This is a genomic window from Acinetobacter sp. MB5 (assembly GCF_003261585.1).
Taxonomy (GTDB): Bacteria; Pseudomonadota; Gammaproteobacteria; order Pseudomonadales; family Moraxellaceae; genus Acinetobacter.
Genome location: NZ_POVU01000016.1, coordinates 40,947 through 58,887 on the forward strand (window position 1 = coordinate 40,947; position 17,941 = coordinate 58,887).

At 39.0% G+C, this 17,941-nt stretch carries 17 protein-coding genes; 9 read left to right on the forward strand and 8 right to left on the reverse strand.

Annotated features, from left to right (window positions below; genetic code table 11):
• Window positions 1–113: 113 nt before the first annotated feature.
• Window positions 114–515: an RcnB family protein gene (locus tag C1A47_RS14405; protein WP_111895715.1), complete on the reverse strand. Its 402-nt coding sequence runs from the start codon at window positions 513–515 to the stop codon at window positions 114–116.
• 492 nt (window positions 516–1,007) lie between these two features.
• On the opposite strand from C1A47_RS14405, the gene rlmH reads away from it, so the two are divergent.
• Window positions 1,008–1,487 (forward strand): 23S rRNA (pseudouridine(1915)-N(3))-methyltransferase RlmH, encoded by a 480-nt coding sequence (rlmH, locus tag C1A47_RS14410; protein ID WP_111895716.1) that lies wholly within the window; start codon window positions 1,008–1,010, stop codon window positions 1,485–1,487.
• A gap of 32 nt (window positions 1,488–1,519) precedes the next feature.
• On the forward strand, window positions 1,520–2,296 hold the full coding sequence (locus C1A47_RS14415; protein WP_111895717.1) for a dioxygenase: 777 nt from the start codon (window positions 1,520–1,522) through the stop codon (window positions 2,294–2,296).
• A gap of 156 nt (window positions 2,297–2,452) precedes the next feature.
• On the opposite strand, the gene C1A47_RS14420 is transcribed toward C1A47_RS14415, so the two are convergent.
• Window positions 2,453–3,286, reverse strand: coding sequence for a DODA-type extradiol aromatic ring-opening family dioxygenase (locus tag C1A47_RS14420; protein WP_111895718.1), 834 nt, complete (start codon window positions 3,284–3,286; stop codon window positions 2,453–2,455).
• Between the two features lie 352 nt (window positions 3,287–3,638).
• Here C1A47_RS14420 and C1A47_RS14425 point away from each other — a divergent pair, with 352 nt between their 5' ends.
• From C1A47_RS14425 to C1A47_RS14435, 3 genes are all read left to right on the forward strand, one after another.
• Window positions 3,639–3,998, forward strand: coding sequence for a hypothetical protein (locus tag C1A47_RS14425; RefSeq protein ID WP_111895719.1), 360 nt, complete (start codon window positions 3,639–3,641; stop codon window positions 3,996–3,998).
• Window positions 3,999–4,149: 151 nt separating this feature from the next.
• Window positions 4,150–5,517, forward strand: a complete 1,368-nt coding sequence (gene yegQ / locus C1A47_RS14430; protein ID WP_111895720.1) for a tRNA 5-hydroxyuridine modification protein YegQ — start codon at window positions 4,150–4,152, stop codon at window positions 5,515–5,517.
• A gap of 3 nt (window positions 5,518–5,520) precedes the next feature.
• Entirely contained in the window at window positions 5,521–5,769 is a 249-nt protein-coding gene (locus C1A47_RS14435; RefSeq protein ID WP_111895721.1) for a YfhL family 4Fe-4S dicluster ferredoxin, read from the forward strand.
• Window positions 5,770–5,822: 53 nt separating this feature from the next.
• Here C1A47_RS14435 and ahpF read toward each other — a convergent pair whose 3' ends face one another.
• On the reverse strand, window positions 5,823–7,388 hold the full coding sequence (gene ahpF, locus C1A47_RS14440) for an alkyl hydroperoxide reductase subunit F (RefSeq protein WP_111895722.1): 1,566 nt from the start codon (window positions 7,386–7,388) through the stop codon (window positions 5,823–5,825).
• A 284-nt stretch (window positions 7,389–7,672) separates the two neighbouring features.
• Window positions 7,673–8,926: a serine hydroxymethyltransferase gene (gene glyA, locus C1A47_RS14445; RefSeq protein WP_111895723.1), complete on the reverse strand. Its 1,254-nt coding sequence runs from the start codon at window positions 8,924–8,926 to the stop codon at window positions 7,673–7,675.
• A 202-nt stretch (window positions 8,927–9,128) separates the two neighbouring features.
• On the opposite strand from glyA, the gene C1A47_RS14450 reads away from it, so the two are divergent.
• Together C1A47_RS14450 and C1A47_RS14455 are read left to right on the forward strand one after the other, a co-directional pair.
• Complete coding sequence (locus C1A47_RS14450) at window positions 9,129–9,575, forward strand: hypothetical protein (RefSeq protein ID WP_111895724.1); 447 nt, start codon at window positions 9,129–9,131, stop codon at window positions 9,573–9,575.
• A gap of 54 nt (window positions 9,576–9,629) precedes the next feature.
• A complete protein-coding gene (locus C1A47_RS14455) occupies window positions 9,630–10,319 on the forward strand; it encodes a 3'-5' exonuclease (protein ID WP_111895725.1) in 690 nt (229 codons plus the stop codon).
• Here the strand turns inward: C1A47_RS14455 and C1A47_RS14460 are convergent.
• A complete protein-coding gene (locus C1A47_RS14460) occupies window positions 10,316–11,299 on the reverse strand; it encodes an acyltransferase family protein (RefSeq protein WP_111895726.1) in 984 nt (327 codons plus the stop codon). The two genes, C1A47_RS14455 and C1A47_RS14460, sit on opposite strands and share 4 nt — an antisense overlap.
• A 162-nt stretch (window positions 11,300–11,461) precedes the next feature.
• Here C1A47_RS14460 and C1A47_RS14465 point away from each other — a divergent pair, with 162 nt between their 5' ends.
• On the forward strand, window positions 11,462–12,547 hold the full coding sequence (locus C1A47_RS14465; protein ID WP_111895727.1) for a diguanylate cyclase: 1,086 nt from the start codon (window positions 11,462–11,464) through the stop codon (window positions 12,545–12,547).
• 45 nt (window positions 12,548–12,592) lie between these two features.
• Here the strand turns inward: C1A47_RS14465 and ilvD are convergent, their stop codons facing one another.
• Both ilvD and C1A47_RS14475 read right to left on the reverse strand, forming a co-directional pair.
• Window positions 12,593–14,422, reverse strand: coding sequence for a dihydroxy-acid dehydratase (gene ilvD, locus C1A47_RS14470; RefSeq protein ID WP_111895728.1), 1,830 nt, complete (start codon window positions 14,420–14,422; stop codon window positions 12,593–12,595).
• A gap of 612 nt (window positions 14,423–15,034) precedes the next feature.
• Window positions 15,035–16,732 carry a diguanylate cyclase gene (locus tag C1A47_RS14475; RefSeq protein WP_162625957.1) on the reverse strand — a complete coding sequence of 566 codons (1,698 nt, stop codon included), beginning with the start codon at window positions 16,730–16,732 and terminating at the stop codon, window positions 15,035–15,037.
• Between the two features lie 205 nt (window positions 16,733–16,937).
• On the opposite strand from C1A47_RS14475, the gene C1A47_RS18030 reads away from it, so the two are divergent.
• The gene (locus C1A47_RS18030) at window positions 16,938–17,228 is read left to right on the forward strand and encodes a transposase (RefSeq protein WP_111895730.1); all 291 of its coding nucleotides are present in this window, start codon (window positions 16,938–16,940) and stop codon (window positions 17,226–17,228) included.
• Window positions 17,229–17,289: 61 nt separating this feature from the next.
• On the opposite strand, the gene C1A47_RS14485 is transcribed toward C1A47_RS18030, so the two are convergent.
• Window positions 17,290–17,745: a hypothetical protein gene (locus tag C1A47_RS14485; protein ID WP_111895731.1), complete on the reverse strand. Its 456-nt coding sequence runs from the start codon at window positions 17,743–17,745 to the stop codon at window positions 17,290–17,292.
• Window positions 17,746–17,941 lie beyond the last annotated feature (196 nt).

The following is a 17,941-nucleotide window of genomic DNA, read 5'->3' on the forward strand; positions in this document are numbered from 1 at the left end:
TTTAAGCAATTCTTAATCTTTAAATTCATCAAAACATTAAGTTGCACAAAATCACAAAAATAAAAAAACTGCTCCCAAAGAAGCAGTTTTTTGTCAAATACAGTCGTAATTTTTTAGTGCGATAAAATCGCTTGAGCAATCACGCCTGATGCTATTGCAATGAGTAAATAATCACCATTTACACGCACCCAACGATGCCCACGCGGTGGATATGGAAGATGGTGTGCGCGCCAATCTACATTGTAGCCACGGTAGCGGTATGGTAAACGATCTCCACGATTCCAGTGTCCACGGCGGTTATCCCATCCATGACGGTTATCCCAACCTGGTCCACCACGATGGTCATAGCCCCGATGATCATATCCACGATGGTCATAGCCTTGACGGTCTGGGCCTCGATGATCATAACCATGACGGTCTGGACCTCCTCGGTCCTGCCAAGAATCTGCCATTGCTAAACTACTGGTGGCTACAGTCGAAACCACTAACACAGCAGTTAAAATTTTCTTCAACATCGCTATTCCCTCTTTTTCATCCTCAAGCCAAAGCCTGATTGAGATATTAAGGATTTACACCGATTCAGTTTTTAAAATAAACGCTGAAGATGCATCCTGCTTAAGAACTAATATATTCATTAAATATCGTTTGATGATGTAGAAAGTCATTCGCTTGTGTAATAAGTCTTACATATTCTATTTCAAATTAATCTATTTTTTTAAAAGATTAATTGTTTTGTGCATCTTCTGTAATTTGCTAAGTGATTTCTACACATACATCTTCATTTCAATGGACTTAGATGGTCTAAAACTCACTACTAAATAAAACTTTTTAGTCTGAATAAAGGTTTTATTACTTAACAGTGAAGCTTCAATCGCTTCTCAAGGCAAAGCCTTGCTTTGTGTATCTTCTTACCACTCAAGCATAGCTTTCGCCTTGCGCTCTGACAAAGCCTTGCTTTGTTTATCTTCGCTCAGGTTATAATTGTTTTTTTCGCTAAGATTGCCACGATGAAAATTCGCATTTTAACTATTGGACAGAAAATGCCTACTTGGGTATTGACTGGAGTTGATGACTATTTAAAACGGATTCAGCCCTTTGTCCAAACTCAATTTGTTGAATTGCCTATGGCAAAACGCGGTAAGAATGATTCAGATGCCGATATTCTGAAATATTGCCAAACTGAAGGTGAAAGTATTCTCGCTGCACTCAAGTCCAATGAAACCTTAATTGCACTGGAAGTGGGTGGTCGTGAACTTAGTACTGAAAAACTGGCAGACACCATGCAACAATGGATGCTCGATGGTCAAGATATTGCATTAGCCATTGGTGGGCCAGATGGTTTAAGTGATGCTGTACGTCAGGCAGCCAAATGGCATTGGTCTTTGTCAAAACTTACACTTCCACATCCTTTAGTCCGTGTCATGCTGATTGAACAGTTATATCGAGCAATGAGCATTAACCATAATCATCCGTATCATCGTGCTTAATGGTGATTTGCAAACAATTCAGGTGAACCTTTATGCATCTTCAAACTTTACCTGGGTTATTTATTTCTCACGGTTCTCCCTTACTAGCGCTTGACCCAGAACAGGTTGGCCCTGCACTACAACGTTTAGGCTTGAACTTACCTCGCCCTCAAGCCATTGTTGTTATGTCTGCTCATTGGGAAAGTCAGGCACTTGAAGTCAGTACGGCGACTCGTCCTGATACATGGCATGATTTTCGTGGTTTTCCCAAAGCCCTCTATCAAATTCGTTATCCTGCTGCGGGCGAACCAGAACTTGCCGAACAGATTCTACATTTATTGGCAGAGGCTGAACTTCCAGCACATGCGAACAGTACACGCCCACGTGATCACGGTGTATGGATGCCACTGTTGCATTTATACCCTGAAGCCGATATTCCTGTGGTCGAAATCTCTCTACCCATGAGTTACAGTGCTGAAGAAATTTTTAAAATTGGGCAAACACTCAGAGAGTTACGTCAGCAGCAAATTTTGTTGATTGGCTCAGGCAGCATTACCCACAACTTGGCAGAATTGTCTTGGCACAATAGCCAGGCCGATGTGCCTATTTGGGCATCAGAATTTCGTAATTACGTGGTACAAAAGCTCAATCATCAAGATTATGAAGCAGTTTTGGATTGGCAAACGATTCCGTATATTGAGCAAAATCATCCAAGTCTTGAGCATCTTGCCCCGTTGTTTTTTGCAATGGGTTTAGGTCATCGCTTTACTATTGTGCATAGTAGCTTTTCAATGGGTGCTTTAGGCATGGATATTTATCGTTTTGATTAATAGACTTCTTTCATAAGTCCTTTTTATTTCTCCCTATGGGAGAAAAATAAAGAGGGTGTAGACAATTATGAAAGAAGTCTAATCTGAACCCGATTCAAATAAAAAAACCGAGGACTCTTCCTCGGTTTTTTATGTTTTCACATTCAGAATAATGTTTTAACTGGCTTGATTTAATTCACCAAAGGCAAAATTAGATACCCACAAACCGCCAACAAACTCCGTTTCATGATAAGTTCGTATGCCCGCTTCCTGCTGTGCTGCACCAACACTCACCATCAAAGGCAGTAAGTGCTCTTCGCGTGGATGAGCAATTCGAGCCGCAGGTGCTTGCGCCCATTGATTCAACAATTGATTACGTGCAGTACCTGTGTGCTCAACCACCGTTGAATACAACCACTCATCAAAAGCTTGTGATGGCGCTGTGGCATAGGCATTAAACATACGTAAATTGTGATAACTTAAACCACTGCCAATAATCAGCACATTTTCATCACGTAACGGTGCTAATGCTTGCCCCATCTGGATATGGGTTACAGGATCCAACCCCTTTTTCAAGGACAACTGCACCACAGGAATATCTGCAGCAGGATTCACAACTTGCATCGGTGAAAACATGCCATGGTCATAACCACGACTTGTGGTTTGCTGCACTGGAATATCAGCCTGAGTCAGTAATTCACTGACGCGTTGAGCAAGTGCTGGACAGCCCGCAGAACGGTAATGAATATGATAGGTATGTTCAGGAAAACCACCATAGTCATAAATCATCCCTGGTTCAGGCGTTGCCTGTACGGTAAAATCACGTTCTTCCCAGTGTGCTGAAACCATTAAAATCGCTTTCGGCTTTTGCGGTAAACTGGCAATCAACTGACCTAAAGACTGGGCAAGCTTGGCATAAATACTATTGAGATGATCTGGCATCCACGGCCAAGGGCCTCCACCATGTGAGATGAAAAATACAGGCTGTCGCTTTAAAGTTGTTGTAGACATGCTCGTTACCTAAATTTTTAAATACACTAGATATGAAGTACTTTAAGACTTCATTACATTGACAACAATTAGAAAAATAGGACACTCATCTACATTTATGCAACAGTGGTCAACATATAATTAGCATTGTTGCATACTTAAATAGATATTGTTGCATACTTAAATAGATGAAGAAAATGTGACAGGATTTCTTAAAATTACCTTTAATTATAAAATAATTAACCATTTTCATGTATTTTGTAGTATTTCTTCATACATCCTAACAACTTAGCTCCATACAATTTCCACAACTCTTAGAGATAATGTCAGTGTGAAATCCACCACCTAAAGAAAACACAAGGTTGATCCCTAAATGAAAAAATTAACAGCTGCTTTAATCTTTGGTTTTGCTGCTACTGCTTTCACAGGCACTGCAATGGCTGCACCAACACAACAGCAACCACAAAAACCTGAGTCAACTACGCATAAAGTTGTAGAAAAGACTGAACATGCTGCTCACACTGTTGGTCATGAAACCAAAGAAGTAGCACATAAAGTCGGTCATGAAACGAAACATGTAGCGCGTAAAGTTGGTCATGAAACTAAACATGTGGCACGTAAAATTGGTCATGGTACAAAACATGTCGTGCATAAAGTTGAACACGGCACAAAACATGTCGTTCATAAAGTGACTCATCACGACAGCAAAAAACCTACACCAAAACACGCATAATTTTGCCGTAGTCACTAAAAAACCACATCTCTTGATGTGGTTTTTTTCTGCTTTATCATTCAGAAATTCCGACTAAAACACTAGGTTGAGTACAACAAAGAGAATCACTAAAATATTCCCCTATTTTTTCTAAGCCTTTACTGTGGTTATCATGAAAACTGAACTTCTCTCACCTGCTGGTTCACTCAAAAATATGCGTTTTGCATTTGCCTATGGTGCAGATGCAGTTTACGCAGGCCAGCCACGTTATAGCTTACGTGTACGTAATAATGCCTTTGACCATGACAACTTACAGATTGGTATAAATGAAGCCCATGCGCTCGGCAAAAAATTCTATGTGGTGGTAAACATTCAACCCCACAACAGCAAACTGAAAAACTTCATCCGTGACCTTGAGCCTGTGGTTGCCATGCAACCTGATGCACTGATCATGTCTGATCCTGGTTTGATCATGATGGTTCGTGAACATTTTCCAGACATGCCCATTCATTTATCGGTTCAAGCCAATGCGATTAACTGGGCAACAGTTAAATTCTGGAAAGACTACGGTTTAACCCGCGTGATTTTATCTCGTGAACTTTCGATTGATGAAATTGAAGAAATTCAAAAACATGTCCCAGAAATTGAGCTTGAAGTGTTTGTCCACGGTGCATTGTGTATGGCGTACTCAGGACGTTGTTTACTATCTGGTTATATGAATAAGCGTGATGCCAACCAAGGTGCATGCACCAATGCCTGCCGTTGGGAATATAAAATCCATGAAACACAAGAAGATGCGACAGGCGATGTGATTCCTGTCACTCAAGTTGAAGAGAAAAAAACCTGCTGTTCAAGTGAAAATGATCAACATCAATTTGCTGAGCCTGTACTCATTCAACGCAATGATGAAGATATGTTTGCGGCTGAAGAAGATGAACATGGCACATACTTCATGAACTCAAAAGATTTACGTGCGGTTCAGCATGTAGATCGTTTAACCCACATGGGCATTGCTTCATTGAAAATTGAAGGTCGTACCAAATCTTATTTCTACTGTGCGCGTACTGCCCAGATTTATCGTAAAGCCATTGATGATGCACTCGAAGGTCGTCCATTTGACCCAAGTTTAATGACCCAGCTTGAAGGCTTGGCAAACCGTGGTTATACCGAAGGTTTCTTGCGTCGCCATGTGCATAGCGAATATCAAAACTATGAAGATGGTTCATCGCATTTTGACTATCAACAGTTCTGTGGTGAAGTGCTTGAGCGTAACGGCGACTATATTCGTATTGAAGTGAAAAACCGTTTCCTTGTCGGTGACTCTTTAGAACTGATGACACCAAAAGGTAACATTACCTTTACCTTAACGGAAATGCGTGACCTGAAAGGCAATCAAATCGACAATGCCAAAGGTTCAGGTCATGTGGTGGAAATTCCACTTGATGCCAGCATTGATGTGGAATTTGCCCTGCTCGTTCGCAACCTACCAGATGCAACAGACAACATTCAGGCTGCATCTTTAGCCTATTCAGCAGGTTAAATTATGGCGTTGCTCATTACCAAAGAATGTATTAACTGCGATATGTGCCTACCAGAGTGTCCGAATACTGCCATTTCTGAAGGTAACAAGGTCTACGAAATTGACCCTAAGCGTTGTACAGAATGTGTGGGTTTCTATGAAGCACCAACTTGCATGGCGGTCTGCCCGATTAACTGTATTGAACCTGACCCTGCACATGTAGAAGATCAGGCACAATTAATGGACAAGTTTAAGGCACTGAATATTGTGTAAAATAAAAAAGAGCGACTACTTTGAGTCGCTCTTTTTTTAACTATTTAACAGACTTATAGTCCTGAACGGATAATATAGTCAAATGCTGAAAGTGATGCTTTCGCGCCTTCACCTGTAGCAATGATGATTTGTTTGTATGGCACTGTGGTACAGTCACCTGCGGCAAATACACCTTTCACGTTGGTTTCATTGCGATCATTCACCACAATCTCACCACGGTTCGATAATTCAACTGCGGTATCTTTTAAGAAATCGGTATTTGGCAACAAACCAATTTGTACAAAGATCCCTGCAAGTTCAATCACATGTTCTTCACCTGTTGCGCGGTCTTGGTATTTCAAGCCTGTCACTTGTGAACCATCACCCAACACTTCCGTCGATAACGCATTCATAATCACTGTAGTATTTGGCAAGCTGTTCAACTTGTCTTGTAGCACCTGATCAGCACGAAGTTTCGTATCAAACTCAACCAAAGTCACATGTTCCACAATGCCTGCAAGATCAATCGCAGCTTCAACGCCAGAGTTACCGCCACCAATCACTGCAACACGTTTGCCTTTGAACAATGGGCCATCGCAGTGTGGGCAGTATGCGACACCACGGGTACGGTATTCTGCTTCACCTGGTACGTTCATTTCTCTCCAACGCGCACCAGTCGATAGAATCACGGTTTTGGATTCAAGTTTTGCACCATTTTCAAGTTCAACAGCAACCAAACCATTGACGGTATATTCTGCACCTGTAATGTGTGCCACACGTTGTAAGTTCATGATGTCAACATCATACTCACGCACATGTGCTTCCATATCGGCTGCGAATTTTGGTCCTTGGGTTTTTTGCACCGAAGTAAAGTTTTCGATGTCCATGGTATCCATCACCTGACCACCGAAACGCTCTGCGACAATACCTGTTTTAATGCCTTTACGCGCTGCATAAATCGCAGACGTTGCACCTGCAGGCCCACCACCAATTACCAAGACATCAAATGTATCTTTGGCATTGAGAATTGCTGCGTCTTTTTCCGCTGAGTTTTGATCTAATTTCGCCACCAATTCTTCAAGGGTCATACGACCTTGACCAATATGTTCTTGATCTTGGAACACCATTGGGACAGCCATGATTTTGCGTTCTTCAACTTCTTCTTGGAAAAAGCCGCCATCAATCATGGTTGTTGTGGTATTCGGGTTATAAATCGCAATCAAATTCAAAGCTTGCACAACATCTGGACAGTTATGGCAGCTTAGAGAAACAAATACATCAAAGTTGGCTTGTAAGTTTAAACCTTTAATTTGAGCCAATAATTCATCTGAAACTTTTGGTGCATAGCCTGAAACTTGTAACAAAGCCAAGATCAATGACGTAAACTCATGCCCCATTGGTAAACCTGCGAAGAATACGCGAGGCTGCTCACCTGCTTTGGCAATCCCAAAACTTGGGCGACGGGTGTTGTCACCATCAAAACGTGCAGTCACACGGTCAGACAATTCAGCAATTTCAGTAACCAATTCTTTTACTTTTTCAGCTTTATCTGAATCATCAAGTGCAGCTACCAATTCAATTGGGCTTTCTAAACGTTCTAAGTATGCTTTCAATTGTGCTTTAATGTTTTGATCTAACATCATATTTCTCCAAACAGAGCGAATTTCTTAACTTGGGTTTATAGTAACGTAACTCGCTTGATTGTCAAAACAGTATATTTTTATCCAATCAATCGGTTTTTTAAATTAAATCTTAAATAGTTGTCGAATCCACAATGACTCGAAGGCAAAAATAAGAGGTGGATGATCTGATGCATACTGGATTGGCATACAGGCAACATCGCCTTGTCGACCGATCACCTATTCTAGCTCGAATAAAAAAGCCTCCCAAATCAGGAGGCTTTTTTTTCAGCTAAGCAAAATAATTATTTTGCATACACTGGGAATTTTGCACACACTTCTGCAACTTTTTCTTTAACCGCAGCGATAACACTTTCGTCACCTTTGCTGTCTAGAACGTCAGCGATCCAGTTTGCAAGATCACGGACTTCTGCTTCATCGAAACCACGAGTGGTTACAGCAGGTGTACCAATACGGATACCTGAAGTCACAAACGGAGAACGTGGGTCATTTGGAACAGAGTTTTTGTTCACAGTAATGTGCGCAGCACCTAACCATGCATCTGCTTCTTTACCTGTCACGTCTTGTTTGATCAACGACAACAAGAACAAGTGGTTGTCTGTACCACCAGAAACGATGTCATAACCACGAGCGATTAAAACTTCAGCCATTGCTTGAGCGTTTTTAACCACTTGTTGTTGATATGCTTTGTATTCAGGCGCCATTGCTTCTTTGAAGCAGATTGCTTTTGCTGCAATCGCATGCATCAATGGACCACCTTGGTTACCAGGGAATACAGCTGATTGAAGTTTTTTCTCGATTTCTTCGTTTGCTTTCGCAAGAATCAAACCAGAACGCGGACCACGAAGTGTTTTGTGAGTCGTTGTTGTAGTGACATCCGCGATTTGTACTGGGCTTGGGTAAACACCAGCAGCAACTAGACCAGCAACGTGTGCCATGTCAACAAACAAGTAAGCGCCAACTTTGTCCGCGATGTCACGGAAACGCTGCCAATCCACCACACGGCTGTATGCAGAGAAACCAGCCACGATCATACGTGGTTTGTGCTCTTCAGCTAGACGTTCAACTTCTTCATAGTCGATTTCGCCAGTTTCAGGGTTCAAACCGTATTGAACTGCGTTATAAGTTTTACCAGAGAAGCTTACTTTTGCACCGTGAGTCAAGTGACCACCGTGAGCCAAGCTCATACCCAATACTGTGTCGCCTGGGTTAAGTAATGCGAGGTAAACAGCAGAGTTTGCTTGAGAACCAGCATGTGGCTGTACGTTTGCGTAGTCAGCACCAAATAATTCTTTAGCACGGTCAATCGCCATTTGTTCAATGACATCAACAAATTCACAACCGCCATAGTAGCGTTTGCCTGGATAGCCTTCCGCATATTTATTGGTTAATTTACTTCCTTGAGCTTCCATAACCGCTGGAGAACAGTAGTTTTCAGAAGCAATCAACTCGATATGAGCTTCTTGACGCGCATCTTCAGAAGAAATTGCTTTTGCTAAATCTGGATCAAATTCAGAAATAGAGATGTTGGCAAACATTAGCGAGGGTCCTATTAATTAGGGCTTTTAAGCCGTGCTAAAATCGAAGCTTATTCTAACACGAAGTTTGAAGTTTTTCGGTATGAAGTTTACGCAGCTTGCAATAAAAATTACTCAATCTCAGCAGGTGCTTTAAACGACTTGAACTTGCCCATAAAATCTTGGAACATAATAAGGTTTAGATTTTTAAAATAATTTTAATATGTTGCTTATCATTGTCTTTATTTTAGGTGTTTGCTTAGGCTATTACATTCGTGGTCAGAAACAAAACTCATCTTCGGAAAAGACGTCACATCGTGATAAACCCTCATTAAATCATACGCAGCGATTATATTCTAAAAGTCAGCATTATTCTGATAGTGACCGCATTCGTGACCTCAATCAACTTTCAACGCATCAGGCCGCATTTTTACGCTTACTCAAACAAACCTTTTTCAATTATGAGGTCTCGATTAAAAATCAGCGCTTTTTTATTTTGGATCAGGACAAAATGCCGATTGCCATTTTTGAATATCGAGATGGAAATCAAAGCTTCAAAGCAGTTGATCATGAAGATGGCATTCCTGTACATATTTATAAGGCACTGATCTCAAGTGATGCTCTACAACAAGATTTGGATGCCATTTTACAGCGTCAGAAAGCCCGTTAATTTGTAGTTCATGCTGAGCAATGTTACATTGCAAAAAAACTTGATATACCCACTATGCAAACGATTATTCTCGATACAGAAACCCATACACTCAATGGCTTACCGATTGAAATCGCCTATGCGCCGATTGAAATTCAGCAAGGTAAACTCAGTCTAGATAAAACTCAAATTTTCGATCAACTCTACGCCGTTGGTGAACCAATTTCGTATGCTTCAATGGCTGTCCATCATATTTTAGAATCCGATATTGCAGATCAGCCGAGCTATACCACTTTTCAACTACCAAATGAAACAACCTATATTATCGGACATAACATCGATTATGACGTACAAGCCATTGCCCGTTGTGGTATCGATGTTTCTCACTTAAAACCGATTTGTACACTGGCACTGGCGCGCCAAGTCTGGCCAAATGCTGAAGCACACAATATTTCAGCGCTAATTTATCAGATTAGCCGTGGCAGTGAAAAAGCGCGTGAACTACTGAAAGGTGCACACCGCGCTGATGCCGATATTATTTTAACGGCGAATATTTTGATGCATATTATTGCTCATTTAGGTATTCAGACGGTTGAAGAACTCTATACTGCTTCTGAAGATGCACGTATTCCTAAAATGATTAACTTTGGCAAACATAAAGGTACAGCCATTAAAGACTTACCTGCGGACTATGCCAACTGGTTACTTAAACAAGATGAGCTTGATCCCTATTTGCGTACAGCGCTTGAAAATGCAGGGTTTTAATCTGTTGTTTTTCCAAATCTAAGCTTTGTAAAGAACAATAGAAAAACCTGTGAAATCTTCTGTATGCTCTGATTAAAGATCGGCAGCATACAGATGCTACAAATCAGCATGCTTCCAAACAATGCAATGCCTAATTTAGCCAAAGGGCTCTCTGATAGATGCAACACATGGCTCAACCACAGTAAAATTAATCCATGCCACAAATAAATCGCCAGACTGTTTTGTCCTAATTTTTCAAAAAATTGCGGGAGCCTTTGAATCAAGACATACATCGACAATAAAGAAAGTAACGACAACCCTAAATAACCAGATCGCTGCAACATTCCCTGTAAAGGCGCAACATGCATCTGCTGATAACTGAAACTGCCATATAACCAGTATGATTTCAGCGGTAGGTATTGAATAAAGATAACTATTGCAATCAATAATCCAGATACCCAAACAATTGCATAAGGCAGTTGTTTAAGTTGCGTGAATATACGCTGTCCATATATATGCCCCAACATAAAAAAAGGCAAAAAGTTAAAGATTCGACCAATTGACAATATATAGTTATTGATGGGCGATAGACCAATGAACAAAGATAATAGAAAACTCAATAACACAGGATAAGCCGTTATCTTAAGTAACCGTGTCAATATCACCCAAGCCAACATTGCCCATAAATACCACAGTAACCAGTAAGGCTGCCACAACCATTTGGAACTCAAATACCCACCATAATAATGATCAAGCAACACATACAAGAGTTGAAACGGAATCAGCAAAGAAAGGAAATATTGGATTTTTTTCGAGATTTTTTGATCTTTAAACAGATAACCCGAGATAAAAATAAAAGCAGGCATATGCACAAGATAAATGCTTTGCAAAAGCATTTTTCCAAGTTCATTCTGCCATCCGAGAAAGCGTTCTAGAAAATGCCCAAAGACCACTAAAAAAATCAGTAATCCTTTATAAATATCAATACTTTGATCACGCATACATACTTTTAACTATAATGACAAAAGTGATAAACTGGAAATTACCTATAAAACCCTACATTAATTATTGATTTTTTCTTCCATAAAGAATGAGGCGTTTCTTTCACTAAAATTAACTAAATGTTAAATTAATTTCATAATAATCATTCAAAAGTAAAACACATGTCCTATATTACACCCGATGAAGCGACATTAAAGGCTCGTAGCCAGAAATTTGTTCGACGCATTTTTATCATGCGTCAACTCGGTACGACCTTATGCTTTATAGCGATTGCTTCTGTCATGTGGGATATGCATTACAATTTATTTTATTTTGCCCTTCTTGCAGTGAATGCTTTTGTTTGGCCTACAGTTGCCTGTTTGTTTAACACACAATCTCATGACCCTGTGAAAACTGGACATAATAGTCTCATCGTTGATTGTGCATTGGGTGGTATCTGGATTGCAGTCATGGGACTCAGCCCAATTCCATCACTCATCATTTTTGCAGTTCTAATTGCTGACCGCTACGCTGTAGGTGGTTGGGAACTACTTAAACCAGCTTTGGCTACGTTATTTCTGGCGTTATTTATTACATGGAGTTTATTGGGTTATCCCCTCCATCTCACGTTCAATCAACAAATTGTGTGGATGAGTCTCCCACTTGCAACCATTTACATGATTAGCCTGAGTATTGTTTTACGAGATTTATCTGTACGATTAAGCAAACGCAATCGTGAGTTTGAACGAATCGCGATGATGGATCCCCGATTACATATTCCTAATCGGCGCTTATTTGAAAAACGCCTTGCCAGTACATTTATTCAGACTCAGCGAGATCATCACTTCGCCTATGTCATGCTCCTCGATGTCGATCATTTTAAAGAGATTAATGATAACTATGGACATGAAATTGGAGATTATATTCTTCTCGAAATTTCCAATATTCTCAGGCAAACTTTGTCAACGCACGATATTCCTGCTCGCTTTGGGGGTGATGAACTGGCCGTCATTGCCATTCATTATAAAGAAGAAGATGTCTTAGAGTTAGCCAAACTAATTGTAGAAAAAGTTAAAGCACTCCGTCTCACCAATCATCATCTTTGCCGTGTCAGTATCAGTGTGGGAATTGCCTCTGTTAAAGATGCATATTCCACTACAGACTGGTTACGAAAAGCTGATCAGGCGTTATATCAAGTTAAAAATTCTGGTCGTGATAATTTTTCTCTCTATCAAGACCCCAAAAGGCTCCCATCTAAGCAACAATAAAAAACCCTTCACGAAGAAGGGTTTTTTATAAATGCCGTATGTAAATTAAACAACGCGAACCGCACCTTTTGCAGCACTCGTTGTATGCTTCGCATAAACTTTCAATGCCTTAGACACTTTGCGTTTACGTTCTTCTTTTGGATGCCAGCCTTTTGCTTCCTGAACAGTATGACGATGAGCAAGTGTTGCATCATCAACGTCCAAATGAATGGTACGGTTTGGAATATCAATTTGAATGGTATCGCCATCTTCAACCAAACCAATTGCACCGCCTTCAGCAGCTTCTGGGGAAATATGGCCGATTGACAAGCCTGAAGAACCACCAGAGAAACGGCCATCGGTAATCAAAGCACAGTCTTTACCTAGACCTTTTGATTTCAGGTAGCTGGTTGGGTACAACATTTCTTGCATACCAGGGCCACCACGTGGACCTTCGTAGCGAATCACAACCACGTCACCCGCCTTAATACTGCCATTTAAAATTGCTTCAACAGCTGAATCTTGACTTTCAAATACACGTGCTGTACCTGTGAATTTCAAGATTGACTCATCTACACCTGCGGTTTTCACAATACAACCATCGAGTGCGATATTGCCGTAAAGCACTGCCAAACCACCATCTTTAGAGAAAGCATGTTCTGCATTACGAATCACACCCGTTTCACGGTTACCATCTAAAGTTGAGTAATAACGGTTTTGTGAGAATGCAACCTGTGTTGGTACGCCACCCGGAGATGAACGGAAAAACTCATACACTTCGGTGTTTTCAGTGCGGATGATATCCCACTTGTCCAATGCATCTTTCATGGTTGGTTCATGGACAGTACTGACTGAAGTCACCAATAAACCAGCACGATCAAGCTCACCTAAAATTGACATGATGCCGCCTGCACGGTGTACATCTTCCATGTGAACATCTTGCTTGGCTGGGGCAACTTTACAAAGTACAGGTACTTTACGTGAAAGACGATCAATATCATCCATTGTAAAGTCAACTTCTGCTTCATTTGCAGCAGCCAACAAGTGCAATACGGTATTGGTTGAACCACCCATTGCAATATCCAACGTCATGGCATTTTCAAATGCTGATTTGGTTGCAATTGAGCGTGGCAAAATGCTGTAGTCATCTTGTTCATAATGGCGTTTTGCCAATTCAACAATTAACTGCCCTGCACGTTCAAATAATTTTTTACGGTTAGCATGCGTTGCAACAATCGAACCATTCCCTGGTAAAGACAAGCCTAAAGCTTCTGTTAAGCAGTTCATTGAGTTTGCAGTGAACATCCCTGAACATGAGCCACAAGTTGGACATGCAGAACGTTCAAATGCCTGAACTTCTTCATCCGTATAGCTATCATCTGCTGCAACGATCATGGCATCGACAAGGTCAATCGCTTTTTCATTACCACGGAATTTAACCTTACCCGCTTCCATTGGGCCACCAGACACAAACACGACTGGAATGTTCAAGCGCATAGAAGCCATGAGCATTCCCGGTGTGATTTTGTCACAGTTTGAAATACACACCATCGCGTCTGCACAGTGTGCATTGACCATATATTCAACTGAGTCAGCAATCAGATCACGTGATGGAAGTGAATACAGCATACCATCATGACCCATTGCAATCCCATCATCGACCGCGATGGTATTGAATTCTTTAGCCACACCACCTGCTGCCTGAATTTGTTCAGCAACCAGTTGACCTAAATCTTTCAGATGCACATGACCTGGTACAAATTGGGTGAATGAGTTGACCACCGCAATAATTGGTTTTCCAAAATCTTCATCTTTCATTCCGGTTGCACGCCATAAACCGCGTGCGCCAGCCATATTTCTTCCATGTGTCGATGTTTTTGAACGATAGTCAGGCATGTTTGTTTCCAATGAGGTTGTGCTTGAAATGAATTTCAGGATTCACTCTGGCGAAAGAATACTCATCTATAGAGTACTTGATCAGTAAAACAACTGATACATCATACTATAGAGTTCGCCACTTACAGGCAATTTTGATGATGCTGATATTTATACACCGAATTGAGGAAAAATTTTTATCGAAATTAACTGAATTATCGTAAATTTTATGAAAATAAAATTAAAAAAATAGATGATTTCTGAAAAATAAAAGCAAGACTTCTATGAATTGAGAAAATTATCAGCAAGAAAGCTCAGATAAATGATTTTTCTAAGCGCAAGAATTTGACTCTGATAGTGTGCATATCAAGATTCAAATCCGCCTCTCAATTTCACAAAAAACAATTAATTAAAATATAAATTGTTATTTACAGTTTTAAATAATATCACTAAATATAGGATGTTCTATCCAAGATGGATCACAACTAAATGCTTTTTATTTTATGTGGTCTGATTGAAAAAAGTAATAAACCATCATATGTATGAGAATAATAATTAAGCTTTAAATATTCAATAAATCTACAATTTCCACATTAATAAGAAAATCTTATCAAATCTATAAAATTCAAACCATTAGACTGCGATACGATTTCGACCTTGATTTTTTGCGATGTATAAACATTTATCAGCGCGTTTGAATAACATTTCTAGGGTATCCCCATCTTCTAGCATTGAGACTCCAAAGCTTGCTGTAATTGAGATGGTTTTTCCATCATGAATCAGTGGAGTTTGCTCAATAATTTTTCTTAAATGTTCTGAAACAACTAAAGCCTGATTGATATTTTGTTTTGGTAATAATATAGCAATTTCTTCACCTCCCCATCGCGCAAGAATATCACTTTCTCGGATATTGTTTTTTAATAACTTCGCTATATGAGAAAGCACAAGATCACCAACATAATGCCCATAGGTATCATTAATCATTTTAAAGCGATCAATATCTATCATAATTAAACAGACAGGTATTGTATCATGATTTGCTTTCTGTATTAAGGGTTCTCCAAATTCTAAAAATGAACGCCGATTAAATAAATTCGTTAAAGGGTCATATGAAGAAAGATATTGGGTTCTAATACGTACTGCTTCAACTGCTCTTAAACGAATTGTAACAATAATAGCCAGTATAATCGCTTCTAAAACCACACCAAATACAGCACCATTATAAGTGTAATAATTATATGGAATTACTCCCCAAACAGATAATGTTGTTGCTAACAAACCAAGCATACTACTTAAAACTGCAATCAGAAAATAACGTGCATCTTCTACTTTACGAAAGCTAATAATGCCACTAAAAATCATCAATAATGTAGAAAAAAATATAAAACTAAATGCCAGATGTGTTGCAAGCATATGATTATTGAAAATAATAAAAGAAGTCATCCCAACAAGACCACTAACACAAAAAACCACGATTACATAATAAAAATTTGGAGAGTATTTTTTAGCTGAAAGAAAATTGGAAACAAAAACAAGGCCTGTAATGCCATGCAAAACCATAAATATTAATGTGTTATAAGTTTCAATAAATACAGAATTAGGATAAAGCCAAGCAAAGCCAAAACCATTGTATGATATATTTACAATAATGAAGCAGCTAATATAAAGGCAATAATATAGTGCGTATTGTTTTTTTAGCGTAAGATACAGAACGAGGTTAAATCCAATTAAAGCCAAAAGAATCCCATAAATTAGCCCAGATGCGAAATGTAACTGTGCATTATACGAACGCTCTTTTGGGACAGTAAATAACTCTAAGGGTAAAGTCATCGGATCCAAAGATTGTGCTTTAATATAAATTGTAGTGTTTCCTGGTGGAATATCGAGGGTAAATATATATCCAATCCCTGGAATAAGATAATCATCAGCAACATTTGAATCACCAGAATGCCAGTGTGTTATATCATGGTTTTTATCTTCAAAGTAGATATCCAGTTGGTCAACCCATGTCTTTCCTGCGATTAAACGATGAATGATTGTTTTTTTAGTTGGATTAGTTATGGATAGGCGTACCCATGAAATCTTATTGCTAATGCCTAGAGATAATTGCTGATGATTTGTATGGATTGTCTTTCCATGCTGAAAATAACTTTTGACCTGATCTAAAGACAAGGATTCAGTTTCAGGTGTTTGAAAATATTGAATATTCGATATGAATGCAGCATTTAGATTATGATGAGAATAAGGTGCTGCCATTAGTCGATGACTAGTAAAAATCATGACTATAAACAGAAAAACATAACGAAATACTACAAGTTTAGATCCTTGCACATTCTCACCACTTTCGAGTTAATGCAATTAAATATCAACTGCATCTATGGATATTATTTTTTAAAAAGTAATTAGGGTGTGTCCTCATTTGAAAAATTCCTTTTAAAGGTTTAAAAAAAGTGATTTAGATCCTTTTTATTTGTATATTTTTCAATGACACGCACTCTAACTCGCTGATTATATATGGCAACAGATTCAATCTACAATGCAATTTCATAGTTGTTATTGTTCAAAGAATAGTAGAAATATCATGGAAGCCATCTTATTGAAATTACGTACAGGTGCGACATGGCGTGATATTTCTGAAGAATTTTGTCCTTGGAAAACAGCATATAACTGCTTTAATCGTTGGGCATGTGAGGGCTTGTGGAATAAATTTTTTTTAAACTACGAGGCGTATTGGATCAAGAATGGATACTCATTGATGGAAGCTACATACGCGCACATCAGCTTAATGATATGGGTTCGAGTACTTACAAGCAATCAAACCCAATGAAATAAATATTATCAAGCACTTAAATTTGTTATGTAACATATTGGTGAATCCACGAACATTTCTACTTAGTGGTTTTCTCGACTAGTATATCTGAACATTTAACTCCATCAAATCTCTGTATAATTTTTTTACCTCGGTCACTTCTGATGCAAAAAATATTCTTTCTAAAAGCAGAGTTTTGATCTGGTACTGCCATTTCAAAAAACAGGTCATAAGGTGTATTTATTTTAAGATTTAAGTTATTAAAATTCTGACTATTGATCATCAAGCAATTATCTTTTCTAGGATAATTTTCTTTAAATAAACTTCTATAATCAAATGTTGGCTCAGTAACTTCATATTGACCAATTGAAACAGCATACTCACCCGTGAAATCCTGCTCATCTATATATAAACAAGGCGTATTATTTTTAGTAATAAACTTAATTTCACCCGACCGATATGGATTCGAATACTTACAAGCAATCACACCCAATGAAATTAATATTATCGAACACTTAAATTTGTTATGTACCATATTGGTAAATCCATGAACATTTCTACTTAGTAGTTTCTTCAGCTGGTATATCTCGGCACTTACCTCCTACTGAATCTTGTACGATGAGGTTATTACGATCTTGTTTGATACAGAAAGTTCTTTTTCTATAGGCCGAATCCTGATTTGACGGAGTAATTTCAAAATACATATCGTATGACGTATTCATATCAAGTTT

Coding starts and splice junctions, on each gene's coding strand:
- C1A47_RS14405 (WP_111895715.1), bottom strand. CDS start 515: ATGTTGAAGAAAATTTTAACTGCTGTGTTAGTGGTTTCGACTGTAGCC.
- rlmH (WP_111895716.1), top strand. CDS start 1,008: ATGAAAATTCGCATTTTAACTATTGGACAGAAAATGCCTACTTGGGTA.
- C1A47_RS14415 (WP_111895717.1), top strand. CDS start 1,520: ATGCATCTTCAAACTTTACCTGGGTTATTTATTTCTCACGGTTCTCCC.
- C1A47_RS14420 (WP_111895718.1), bottom strand. CDS start 3,286: ATGTCTACAACAACTTTAAAGCGACAGCCTGTATTTTTCATCTCACAT.
- C1A47_RS14425 (WP_111895719.1), top strand. CDS start 3,639: ATGAAAAAATTAACAGCTGCTTTAATCTTTGGTTTTGCTGCTACTGCT.
- yegQ (WP_111895720.1), top strand. CDS start 4,150: ATGAAAACTGAACTTCTCTCACCTGCTGGTTCACTCAAAAATATGCGT.
- C1A47_RS14435 (WP_111895721.1), top strand. CDS start 5,521: ATGGCGTTGCTCATTACCAAAGAATGTATTAACTGCGATATGTGCCTA.
- ahpF (WP_111895722.1), bottom strand. CDS start 7,388: ATGTTAGATCAAAACATTAAAGCACAATTGAAAGCATACTTAGAACGT.
- glyA (WP_111895723.1), bottom strand. CDS start 8,926: ATGTTTGCCAACATCTCTATTTCTGAATTTGATCCAGATTTAGCAAAA.
- C1A47_RS14450 (WP_111895724.1), top strand. CDS start 9,129: ATGTTGCTTATCATTGTCTTTATTTTAGGTGTTTGCTTAGGCTATTAC.
- C1A47_RS14455 (WP_111895725.1), top strand. CDS start 9,630: ATGCAAACGATTATTCTCGATACAGAAACCCATACACTCAATGGCTTA.
- C1A47_RS14460 (WP_111895726.1), bottom strand. CDS start 11,299: ATGCGTGATCAAAGTATTGATATTTATAAAGGATTACTGATTTTTTTA.
- C1A47_RS14465 (WP_111895727.1), top strand. CDS start 11,462: ATGTCCTATATTACACCCGATGAAGCGACATTAAAGGCTCGTAGCCAG.
- ilvD (WP_111895728.1), bottom strand. CDS start 14,422: ATGCCTGACTATCGTTCAAAAACATCGACACATGGAAGAAATATGGCT.
- C1A47_RS18030 (WP_111895730.1), top strand. CDS start 16,938: ATGCAATTTCATAGTTGTTATTGTTCAAAGAATAGTAGAAATATCATG.
- C1A47_RS14485 (WP_111895731.1), bottom strand. CDS start 17,745: ATGGTACATAACAAATTTAAGTGTTCGATAATATTAATTTCATTGGGT.